The organism is Flavobacterium petrolei, from assembly GCF_003314435.2.
GTDB lineage: Bacteria > Bacteroidota > Bacteroidia > Flavobacteriales > Flavobacteriaceae > Flavobacterium > Flavobacterium petrolei.
Genome location: NZ_QNVY02000003.1, coordinates 519,222 through 529,405 on the forward strand (window position 1 = coordinate 519,222; position 10,184 = coordinate 529,405).

8 protein-coding genes, 2 tRNA genes and 1 rRNA gene are annotated in these 10,184 nt (G+C 35.5%); 6 read left to right on the forward strand and 5 right to left on the reverse strand.

What is annotated here, in order from left to right; translation table 11 throughout:
- Positions 1-170 precede the first annotated feature (170 nt).
- Complete coding sequence (locus DR871_RS11825) at positions 171-1,736, reverse strand: NAD(P)/FAD-dependent oxidoreductase (protein WP_113666472.1); 1,566 nt, start codon at positions 1,734-1,736, stop codon at positions 171-173.
- Positions 1,737-1,948: 212 nt separating this feature from the next.
- Between DR871_RS11825 and DR871_RS11830 the strand changes: the two genes are divergently transcribed.
- Entirely contained in the window at positions 1,949-2,188 is a 240-nt protein-coding gene (locus DR871_RS11830) for a hypothetical protein (RefSeq protein ID WP_113666473.1), read from the forward strand.
- An 81-nt stretch (positions 2,189-2,269) separates the two neighbouring features.
- On the opposite strand, the gene recQ is transcribed toward DR871_RS11830, so the two are convergent.
- On the reverse strand, positions 2,270-4,465 hold the full coding sequence (gene recQ, locus DR871_RS11835; protein WP_113666474.1) for a DNA helicase RecQ: 2,196 nt from the start codon (positions 4,463-4,465) through the stop codon (positions 2,270-2,272).
- 85 nt (positions 4,466-4,550) lie between these two features.
- Here recQ and DR871_RS11840 point away from each other — a divergent pair, with 85 nt between their 5' ends.
- The 5 genes from DR871_RS11840 (at position 4,551) to DR871_RS11860 (ending at position 8,327) form a co-directional block, all read left to right on the forward strand.
- On the forward strand, positions 4,551-5,516 hold the full coding sequence (locus tag DR871_RS11840) for a KpsF/GutQ family sugar-phosphate isomerase (RefSeq protein WP_165152684.1): 966 nt from the start codon (positions 4,551-4,553) through the stop codon (positions 5,514-5,516).
- A complete protein-coding gene (gene tatC, locus DR871_RS11845; protein WP_113666475.1) occupies positions 5,516-6,331 on the forward strand; it encodes a twin-arginine translocase subunit TatC in 816 nt (271 codons plus the stop codon). The genes DR871_RS11840 and tatC overlap by 1 nt, the downstream gene beginning before the upstream one ends.
- Entirely contained in the window at positions 6,324-6,677 is a 354-nt protein-coding gene (locus tag DR871_RS11850; protein WP_113635309.1) for a carboxymuconolactone decarboxylase family protein, read from the forward strand. Before tatC ends, DR871_RS11850 begins: the two co-directional genes overlap by 8 nt.
- Positions 6,678-6,781: 104 nt before the next feature.
- Positions 6,782-7,522: an LPS export ABC transporter ATP-binding protein gene (gene lptB, locus DR871_RS11855; protein WP_113635311.1), complete on the forward strand. Its 741-nt coding sequence runs from the start codon at positions 6,782-6,784 to the stop codon at positions 7,520-7,522.
- 544 nt (positions 7,523-8,066) lie between these two features.
- Complete coding sequence (locus DR871_RS11860; protein ID WP_129752542.1) at positions 8,067-8,327, forward strand: hypothetical protein; 261 nt, start codon at positions 8,067-8,069, stop codon at positions 8,325-8,327.
- 1,501 nt (positions 8,328-9,828) lie between these two features.
- On the opposite strand, the gene DR871_RS11865 is transcribed toward DR871_RS11860, so the two are convergent.
- The 3 genes from DR871_RS11865 to rrf form a co-directional block, all read right to left on the reverse strand.
- Positions 9,829-9,914, reverse strand: a tRNA-Leu gene (locus tag DR871_RS11865).
- A gap of 9 nt (positions 9,915-9,923) precedes the next feature.
- A tRNA-Phe gene (locus DR871_RS11870) sits at positions 9,924-9,996 on the reverse strand.
- Between the two features lie 67 nt (positions 9,997-10,063).
- Positions 10,064-10,173 (reverse strand): 5S ribosomal RNA (rrf, locus tag DR871_RS11875).
- Positions 10,174-10,184 lie beyond the last annotated feature (11 nt).

Sequence of the window (10,184 nt, forward strand, 5' to 3'; positions counted from 1 at the left end):
AACGCTATAAAAAACTGATAGATTTAGTAGAAAAACTGAAAGTCAGTGGCTATAATGCTAAATATAAGCCACCACTACCAATTAATTAATAATAAATGATAGTGGTGGCAATTCGCGAAATTCATGTCAAAGCTGAAAAAGATGTAGTACAACCGAAATTTCTATTCCGATTATTTTTGGTTCAAAATCGCACCGATCATCAAGGCACATTTTTCGCCATCAATAGCGGCAGATATAATCCCACCCGCATAACCCGCGCCTTCTCCACAAGGATAAAGTCCTTTTATTTGAACATGCTCGTAAGTCAATGGATCTCTGGGAATACGTACCGGCGACGATGTTCTGGATTCCGGAGCATGAAGTACCGATTCATTGGTCAGATAACCACGCATCGATTTTCCAAATTCAGTGAATCCTTCTCGCAATATTTGTGTTAGAAATCCGGGAAAAACCTGTCCCATTTCTACTGAAGTCGTTCCGGGTACATAAGATGTTTTAGGAATATCTGATGAAACCCTATTTTGCGTAAAGTCGATCATGCGTTGTGCAGGAACTTTTTGACTTTCACCTGCCAAATGCCAAGCGCGTTGTTCGATACTTTTTTGGAATTCCATTCCTGCCAAAGCACCAAATTTAGCAAAAGGTTTAAAATCCTCCAGCTGTAATTCAATTACAATTCCGGAATTGGCAGTTGCCTGATCTCTTTTGGATGGCGACCAGCCATTTGTCACCACTTCGCCGGGACTCGTTGCACAAGGTGCAATTACGCCGCCAGGACACATACAAAACGAATACATTCCCCTTCCTCCTACTTGTTTCACAATAGAATACGGAGCCGGAGGTAAAAATTCCCCACGATAATCACAACTGTATTGAATACTGTCAATCAATGATTGTGGATGCTCTGCCCGTACGCCCAAGGCAAAAGGTTTGGCTTCGATAAAAATCTTTTTTCGATCCAACAATTCGAAAATATCACGAGCTGAATGGCCTGTGGCTAAAATAATTTTATTAGCAAGAATCGTGTCGCCTTTTTGGGTAACAACACCTTGCACTTCATTATTTTTTAGTAAAATATCAGTCAATCGGGTTTCGAACAAAACCTGTCCGCCAAATTCAATAATTTTCTCTCGAATATCCTGAATAATTTGAGGTAATTTATTGGTTCCAATGTGTGGATGTGCTTCAATCAGAATATCGGCTGAAGCTCCAAAAGCAACAAATAATTCCAAAATTCTGGTTACATCACCTCTTTTTTTAGAACGCGTATAAAGCTTTCCGTCTGAGTAGGTGCCTGCTCCGCCTTCGCCAAAACAATAATTAGAATCTTCGTTCACAAGATGATCCACATTGATGGCTTTCAAATCGCGTCGTCTGCCACGAACATCTTTGCCACGTTCAATAACGATTGGTTTCAACCCTAACTCTATCAATTGTAATGCAGCAAAAAGTCCCGCAGGCCCTGCGCCAACAACAATTACTTCTTGAGCCGAAGAAACGTTTTTATACTCCGGAAGTTGTAGTTTTTGCTCTTGAAAAGGTTCACCCTTCATGAAAATCAAAACCTTAAGATTGATTTTAATGGCTTTTTGGCGGGCATCAATCGATCTTTTTAGGATAGAAACATGCTGAATTTCATTTACAGAAACGCTAATTTGTTTGGATAAATGATTTTTTAACAACAAATCATTTGCTGCAATTTCCGGTGATACTTGTAATAAGAGTTCTTGAGGCATTTTCTAAATTATTCGATTTTTAAATTATTAGACTTTGGTAAACCGTCCAACAATCAGGGTACAAAAGTAGTATTTTGTAGTGAATTCTTGTTATTGAAAGTAGATTCCGTTGTTCAACTTTTCAAATTAGCTTGTTTTCAATTTAGACTTTGTAACTTTGTCCTTTAAAACAGGTAACCATTTAAACCGTTAACCGATTAATCTTAGAAAAAATGTCTAGAAAAATAAAATTGATTTGGGATTTTCGTGGACCTGCTTCCGCAAAAACAGCGGAACATCATGAGATTCACTTAAAAGAATATATCGCAATTGAAAAACTACCGTTGAGCATTACCGGTTTTGAAATTCAAGGCGAAATGCAAGCCATTGCTTTTATGGTTGTCACCGATGAAAACATGATTCAGGTTCGAGATGCTTTGAAACCGCATCGTGGAGAGTTATATGTAGTCTAAAGTCATAAAGTCGAATTGCTAAATATCCAAAGAAATACCAAAACGGTAAAACTTTTGACTTTAAAACTTTCGACTTTATGACTAGTTTGCAACTTCGCTGATAAATTTGATACGCATCAGACGCAACTCGTCCAAATCATAATCTCCATCAAATTCTTTTAGGGCCGATTCAATATTATCGGATTCAGATTCCATAAAATAATCGTGAATTTCTTCCTGCTGATCGTCATCAAGCATATCATCAATCCAATATTTGATATTCAGTTTGGTTCCAGAATAAACAATCTGTTCCATTTCTTTAATTAGCGCATCCATATTGATTCCTTTTGCGGAAGCAATATCATCGAGAGATAATTTTCTGTCAATGTTTTGAATGATATACAGCTTATTGACTGAGTTCACTCCGGTCGATTTTACCACTAAATCCTCCGGACGAATGATGTCGTTTTCCTCCACATAGCGACTAATTAATTCTAAAAATTCCTTGCCGTATTTTTTGGCTTTCCCTTCTCCAACCCCATGAATATTTATCAATTCTTCTTGAGAAACGGGATATTTCAATGCCATATCTTCCAAAGATGGATCCTGAAAAACCACAAATGGGGGAACGCCAACTTTTTTTGCTACTTTTTTACGCAAATCTCGTAACATTCCCATAAGAACTTCATCAGCAACTCCCGTAGATTTTGAAGCAGTGACTATCGCTTCATCCACTGATTCATTGTACTCGTGATCTTCGGACATCATAAACGATTGCGGATTTTTTATAAAATCCAATCCTTTATCCGTAATTTTTACAATACCATATGTTTCAATATCTTTCGATAAAAATCCGGCAACCAGAACTTGTCGCAACAAGGCCATCCAGTATTTTTCGTCATGATCGGAACCACATCCAAAAAACGACTGCGCATCCGTTCTATGTGCTTTGATAACCGCATTGACGCGACCAATAAGTGTAAAAACGACTTCTTTTGATTTGTATAAATGTTTGGTATCCCTAACTACTTGCAACAGTTGCACGACTTGATCTTTAGCCTCAATTTTTATTTTCGGATTTCTCACGTTGTCATCCATATCAGCGCCTTCGCCTGTAACATCATCAAATTCTTCACCGAAATAATGCAACAGAAACTTTCTTCTGGACATCGAAGTCTCGGCATAAGCCACTACTTCCTGTAACAAAGCAAATCCTATTTCCTGTTCGGCAACGGGTTTCCCCGACATGAATTTTTCTAATTTCTCGACATCTTTATAGGAGTAATAGGCTAGACAATGTCCTTCGCCACCATCACGACCGGCACGACCTGTTTCTTGATAGTAACTTTCAAGTGATTTAGGAATATCATGATGAATAACAAAACGCACATCAGGTTTATCAATTCCCATCCCAAAAGCTATTGTCGCCACCACCACATCAACATCTTCCATAAGGAACATGTCCTGATGTTTGGCTCGGGTTTTAGCATCCAATCCTGCATGATACGGCACGGCACTGATTCCGTTCACCTGCAAAACTTCGGCAATTGCCTCCACTTTTTTGCGGCTCAAGCAATAAATAATACCGGATTTCCCTTTATGTTGTTTGATAAACCGAATAATATCCGATTCGATATTCTTCGTTTTAGTACGTACTTCGTAATATAAATTAGGTCTGTTGAATGATGCTTTAAAAGTTGTTGCATCAGTCATATCTAAGTTTTTCAGAATATCTTCCTGTACTTTTGGTGTCGCTGTGGCTGTCAAACCAATAATAGGAACATCACCCAATTGCTTGATTATGTGTTTTAGATTTCGATATTCAGGTCTAAAATCATGTCCCCACTCTGAAATACAGTGTGCTTCATCAATCGCCACAAAAGATATAGTGACGTTTTTTAGGAAATTCACATATTCCTCTTTGGTCAATGATTCAGGGGCTACATATAGCAACTTGGTCAGTCCAGAAGTAATATCTTTTTTTACTTGAGCAATTTCAGTTTTGGTAAGAGAAGAGTTTAAAACATGAGCCACACCATTTTCAGAAGACAAACTCCTGATGGCATCCACCTGATTTTTCATTAAAGCAATTAAAGGGGAAACCACAATGGCGGTTCCTTCCTGAATTAATGCAGGTAATTGATAACAAAGTGATTTTCCTCCGCCAGTGGGCATTATCACAAATGTATTCTGTTGATTCAGGATGCTTTTTATGACTTGCTCCTGCAATCCTTTAAATTGGCTAAAGCCAAAATACTTCTTTAATTCTTTGTGTATGTCAATTTCGTTTGGATTCATTCTTTATTATGTGGTATTTTGTATAAATTTGCAACACCTAAAGGTACAAATTTCTTTTACACATACAAATTTTAATCATTCTGTTTTGATCACCAAAGAAAATATATTGGCTAGTGCCAAAAAAACTATCTTATCGGAAAGCCAATCTATAGCTAAACTAACTGATTTTCTGGATGAAAACTTTATCGAAGCGACACAAAAAATCTATAATTCGAAAGGACGATTAGTAGTAACAGGAATTGGAAAAAGTGCTATTATTGCCCAAAAAATAGTAGCTTCTTTTAATTCTACCGGAACGCCGTCACTTTTTCTGCATGCTTCTGAAGCCATTCACGGTGATTTAGGCATGATTCAAAACGAAGATGTGATCATTTGCATTTCAAAAAGTGGCAATAGCCCTGAAATAAAAGTACTGGTTCCGCTATTAAAACGTTTTGGAAACACCTTAATTGCAATCACCGGTAACATGACATCGTTTTTAGCTAAAGGTTCTGATTTTGTTCTGAACACTACGGTAGATGCAGAGTCTTGTCCGAACAATCTGGCGCCTACAAACAGCACCACTGCACAACTTGTAATGGGAGATGCCCTTGCTGTTTGCCTGATGGAAATGCGTGACTTCAAACCAGAAGATTTTGCCATATACCATCCGGGAGGTGCATTGGGGAAAAAATTACTGTTGCGTGTCAAAGACATGTTGGAACACAGCCTAAAACCTATGGTTTCACCGGATGCGTCCATCAAGAAAGTAATTTTCGAAATTTCCGAAAAACGTCTTGGCGTGACCGCAGTAGTTGAAAACAACAAAGTAATTGGTATTATTACCGATGGTGATATTCGAAGAATGTTAAGCGACAGAGATACTTTTGCCGATTTAACCGCCAAAGATATCATGACTAAAAATCCAAAGATGACAACTTCCAGCGCTATGGTAGTGGATGCATTGAATATAATGGAAGATTTTTCCATCACTCAATTAGTAGTTGTTGACGAAAGCGAATATAAAGGCGTATTGCACTTACATGATATTTTAAAAGAAGGAATAGTATAATGACAAAAAAGAACTTAAACGAGATGTCGTTTTTAGATCATCTTGAAGAATTAAGATGGCTACTAGTTAGAAGCACAATTGCAATATTAATCTTGGCCACCGTCACTTTTTTCATAAGTGATTACATTTTTGATGTTGTTATTTTTGGTCCCACAAATGCCAATTTCATAACCTACCGCTTCTTTTGCGACCTTTCCAATCAATTGGGTTTTGCTGAAAGCATCTGTGTAACGGACATGCCTTTTATTATCCAAAATACAAATATGGAAGGCCAAATCAACGTTTTGATTTGGACCTGTATCACCGCTGGTTTCATTTTGGGTTTTCCCTTTATACTGTGGGAGGTTTGGAAATTCATCAGCCCTGCTTTATACGATTCAGAGAAAAAACATGCTAAACTTTTTATTTTTTCGTCTTCGTTACTTTTCTTTCTGGGTGTACTTTTTGGCTATTATGTAATTGTACCCATGTCTGTCAACTTTTTCGCTACATTCACCATCAGTGATGTAGTAAAGAACCAATTTAGTATTGATTCGTATATAGGATTGGTAAAAACAAGTGTGATCGCTTGCGGGTTGTTCTTCGAATTACCAATAATCATCTATTTCCTAACCAAACTAGGGTTAGTAACGCCAGATTTCTTAAGGAAATACTGGAAATATGCTGTAATTATCATTCTGATAGTGGCGGCAATTGTAACACCGCCGGATGTGGTAAGCCAAATCATTGTAACCATTCCGATGTTGTTAATTTATGAAGCGAGTATCCTTATTTCAAAAATAGTAGTAAAAAATCAAAAAAAAGTAAATGGCTGATATAATAGAAGAATTCAACGAATATCGTTCTAGAATGAACGAAAAATTATTGGCAGACAATAATAAAATAGTAAAACGTATTTTTAATCTAGACACGAATGCTTACGCAGCCGGAGCCTTGGATGTAAAAACGAAAGAATTACTGGGATTAGTGGCTTCGGCAGTTTTAAGATGCGATGACTGCGTAAAATACCATTTGGAAACCAGCCATAAAGAAGGCGTTACCAAAGAAGAAATGATGGAAGCTATGGGAATTGCAACCCTTGTGGGCGGAACAATTGTAGTACCACATTTACGTAGAGCCTATGAATTCTGGGAAGCATTAGAAGAAACTGCAACCAAATAATTTGTTAAGAAATAGAATCGTTTAATTGTTTATTCGTTTATTTGACACGAGTAAGCAATTAAATGAGTAAGCAGTTTTACAGTTAAACGATTAAACCAAAAAAAATGAAATTAAGAGCCGAAAATCTGATTAAAACCTATAAAGGACGTAGTGTTGTCAAAGGCATTTCGGTGGAAGTGAATCAAGGTGAAATCGTTGGACTTTTAGGACCAAACGGTGCCGGAAAAACAACTTCTTTTTATATGATTGTAGGATTGGTTAAACCAAATTCAGGCAATATATTCTTGGATGATTTGAACATTACCGATTATCCAATGTACAAAAGAGCACAGCAGGGAATTGGGTATTTGGCTCAAGAAGCTTCTGTTTTCAGAAAACTAAGTATTGAGGACAATATCCTAAGTGTGCTTCAATTAACAAAATTATCCAAAGCCGAGCAAGAAGCAAAAATGGAAAGCTTAATTGCCGAGTTTAGCCTAGAGCACATACGTACTAACAGAGGTGATTTACTTTCCGGTGGAGAACGTCGTCGTACTGAAATTGCACGCTGTCTGGCCACAGATCCAAAATTTATTTTACTGGATGAGCCTTTTGCGGGTGTCGATCCAGTTGCCGTAGAGGATATTCAGAGAATTGTAGCCCAGCTAAAAAATAAAAATATCGGTATTTTAATTACCGATCACAACGTACAGGAAACCTTAGCGATTACAGACAAAACCTATCTGATGTTTGAAGGCGGGATTTTAAAAGCGGGCATTCCGGAAGAACTTGTTGAAGATGAAATGGTGCGTCGCGTGTATCTTGGACAAAATTTCGAGTTGAGAAAAAAGAAATTGGAGTTTTAGAATCCCTATGTTCACTTGTATAACTTTGTAGAAAAAATATCATCCTTGAATAATTTTTTGTTATTCCTATTAAAACAAAAAAGAAGTCTAGTATAGAAAATTCTCGTCATTTCTTTTTACAAACAGCGTCGTATCAAGACATTCTTATTTTTTTTCAAGTCTACAATTTTTTTATCAGTGGCTTTTTTTGAGTCACAAAAAGAGTATTTTTCGGCGCAGTAAAATCTACAATCTAGAGAACTTTGAAAGTTTATATTTTTGTATATTTCTTTTAATTACTTTCTGATATCAATTCTTAAAAAAACAAAACCTAGAAAAAAGTTTTATGCAGTAAAATTAGTCTCAACTAGATTTTTAGATAAAATTACTATTCTATATTCCGCCCGTAAAGATATGTTTGTGTTTAATTTAAACGTCGTAATAGGACTAATAAACTCACTGGAAATCATCAAAAAATACTAAAACCATCAGTATACACTTTAATTTACGTGTGTGTGTTTTTTTAAGCAAATAATTGCTGATATAACTATCGTTTGTAACACAATTGCAGGCTTCTTTGGGGTTAATGGTGAAAATTGAAAGACAATACAAAAAGTACCTAAGTTCTTTTAATACATGGGAATCTAAAGAATTTGATCTTCAATGGATTATTTACAACCAAGACATGGGGACTCGTTTAGTCAACGTTGAAGCACCTATGTCACAAGTAAAACTTCACACTATTGCACGAATAAAGAAAGTAAAGGTAAGAAAATCATCAATGGCTAAAATGACGGAAATAAGACCGAAAAAAGCTCAAATCTAAATGCTGTGGGGAAATGTAACATTTTGATAATTGTATTCCAAAATTAGAAATAAATACAAGATTCTTACAGCGAACTCATTAAATTAATAATACCATAACCTATATTCAAATACTTTGAACGGTCTCCGTATAAAAAAGGAGAAGAAATACTTTATCTTTATTTAAAGGATATCTATTGAATTCAGCAAGAAGATAAAATAATTTGAGATCACAAGGACTCTTAACGGGATTTTACTTTATAACTTTCAAATTCGAGGATTTATAACCATCATGTACATGTAGCATACGATGAATTAATGAAGACAATAAACAAATTGTTTTTAGAGACTTCAATTTAATAACTGAAGGAACTCAGATAACACAACAGTTGGAGACTTTTTTAAAGAAATCAACACTTTCCAATAATGACTTTAATCCTAATACTTCTTTTAAGAGGTTAACGGCATAAAAATGTAACTTCCATATAAAGATACCCTTAGTGATTCTTATAAATCGGGATCAAGTTTCACACCTAAAGAGTATTTTTCTTTTATCTATAAACAAACGCTTGGCACTAGATAAAACTTCCTTATTTAATAGAGAACTCCTTACCATTTTTAACCAGCTAAGCTGAAAGGAAAAAGCGTTTAATAATTCCGATAATTACTGGAATCAGAACTGATACTGTAATCGCTATAATACAAAAATAGTCATTCACAATAAAGATATCGATGTAGCAGTTGTGGTGAATACAAATATAGGATGGGTTAAGAAGAAATATTTTCTAAACTGGATAAGTAATGACCTACTTCCATATTCAAAAACTTGGTATAAAAGCTTTACAAAAAATCTAAATCAAATACTAATTACATACTAAAAACTCACAAAAAGAGCTTATTTAGAAATCCAAGAAAGAAAAAAAAATTAGAATCAAAAGTCTCAACTAATGAAGACACACATAAAACAATAACTAACCAGAAGGTGCTACTTTCTGTGCCAAAACAACACTAAATGGTCAGGAAACTGTTAGAAAAAGCTGATTTAATATTTAATTGTATTGTGATAATCGTAAAACATAAAATATAAGACAAGCTTTGTACTCTATGTTTAAAAAAAATAATGAAATAATTGGCCTTGCAAAATTACCCAAGTAACACTAAAAATAACTAAAACTAACCTAAGTCATTAAATCCATTAGCTCAAATAGTAAACAATTATTGACATAAAATATTAAATCATTTTTATACCATAAAAACCAATGTTACAGCTGAAATGAGATTCATAAATTCTAATAACAAAAAATAGAAGTCATTTTTTAATAAAAATTAAAAACATTTATAGTACAATTCAGAGGGGTAGCAAATATAGAATTCTATCTTTTCAGACTCACTAATTTATATGCATAACTTATCTAATCCACAAACTTTAGACTTGATCCTATTAATTGTAGAATAAAAACATAAGCAAAAAGCACTACAAAATAAAAAAACTTCAGCTAGCGTTTGCCAACTAAAGTTTTTAGTACTCAGAGCGGGACTTGAACCCGCACGAACATTGCTGTTCACTGGATTTTAAGTCCAGCGTGTCTACCAATTTCACCATCCGAGCATAATAATGTGGTACCTCCAGGGATCGAACCAGGGACACATGGATTTTCAGTCCATTGCTCTACCATCTGAGCTAAGGTACCTTTTACCTTTGTAATAATGAAAAGGATTAATAAAAAACCCTATTCCGAAAGGAACAGGGTTTTCAAAGAAAGGCGACGACATACTCTCCCACATAACTGCAGTACCATCTGCGCAGGCGGGCTTAACTACTCTGTTCGGGATGGGAAGAGGTGAGCCCCGCCGCAATAACCACCTTAAGAGGTTATAA

Coding starts and splice junctions, on each gene's coding strand:
- DR871_RS11825 (WP_113666472.1), bottom strand. CDS start 1,736: ATGCCTCAAGAACTCTTATTACAAGTATCACCGGAAATTGCAGCAAAT.
- DR871_RS11830 (WP_113666473.1), top strand. CDS start 1,949: ATGTCTAGAAAAATAAAATTGATTTGGGATTTTCGTGGACCTGCTTCC.
- recQ (WP_113666474.1), bottom strand. CDS start 4,465: ATGAATCCAAACGAAATTGACATACACAAAGAATTAAAGAAGTATTTT.
- tatC (WP_113666475.1), top strand. CDS start 5,516: ATGACAAAAAAGAACTTAAACGAGATGTCGTTTTTAGATCATCTTGAA.
- DR871_RS11850 (WP_113635309.1), top strand. CDS start 6,324: ATGGCTGATATAATAGAAGAATTCAACGAATATCGTTCTAGAATGAAC.
- lptB (WP_113635311.1), top strand. CDS start 6,782: ATGAAATTAAGAGCCGAAAATCTGATTAAAACCTATAAAGGACGTAGT.